The organism is Vibrio sp. YT-19(2023), from assembly GCF_033337395.1.
Window position 1 is genome coordinate 1 of the sequence record NZ_JAWOQN010000487.1, and the last position, 704, is coordinate 704.

Below are 704 nucleotides of genomic sequence, written 5' to 3' on the forward strand. Positions count from 1 at the left end.
TGTAGAACTTCGCCCAGAGAAAGAAACCATGCTAGATTTGAGCAAGGATAATACGTCACGTAAGCGTGAACGTGCTCGCAGCCAAAAAATCCGCCGCGCGGTTAAGCGCCATGAAGAACGTGTAAGCACGTCTAAAGGTCGCAGCAACAATCCTGCTCGTCGTAAGCCAAAGAAAAATGCTGGCGAACAAGGTGCACGCAACAAGCATCGTTAATCGAGAGCGAAAAACGAAAATCAGAAAGGCTTGCCAATTGGCAGGCCTTTTTCTTATACGCAAAAAGGCCAGTTTTCTATATTCGGTGATGTTTGAAGATAAAAAAACACCAGCGCTAGGCTGGTGTTTTCATTCATAAGGGAAGGAGCGTTAGTCGCGCTTCCAAAGCATATGGCAGAACTTATGTTCTGGGTCTCGGCTGATTAGCATACGAGCGAATACGTCATCAAGTACGTCATTTTCTTCGTTTACTAGGCCGATTCTAACTTCTGCATACACTTCTTTGTCGACCTCAAAGCCCACATGTTCAACCCAGTCTTCACCAGTTTCAACAAGTTCTGCGGCACCGCGATCTTCAAATTGAGCAGTAAACAGAATGACATCAGCTGGCTCTAGATTGTCTGGAGCCATTTCAAGGAAGATGTCGTACGCTGCGTCGATGACGTCGTCGTAAGAAATCAAATCAGACATGCTTATGCTCGGCTCATGT

General features: G+C 46.0%; 1 protein-coding gene and 1 pseudogene. One reads left to right on the plus strand and one right to left on the minus strand.

Translation table 11 applies throughout. The features are described from left to right. Positions 1-214, plus strand: a pseudogene (locus R7E78_RS26675) (23S rRNA pseudouridylate synthase B); the annotation flags it as partial. Positions 215-364: 150 nt separating this feature from the next. Here the strand turns inward: R7E78_RS26675 and R7E78_RS26680 are convergent. Next, complete coding sequence (locus R7E78_RS26680) at positions 365-685, minus strand: HI1450 family dsDNA-mimic protein (protein WP_005465080.1); 321 nt, start codon at positions 683-685, stop codon at positions 365-367. Positions 686-704: the final 19 nt, after the last annotated feature.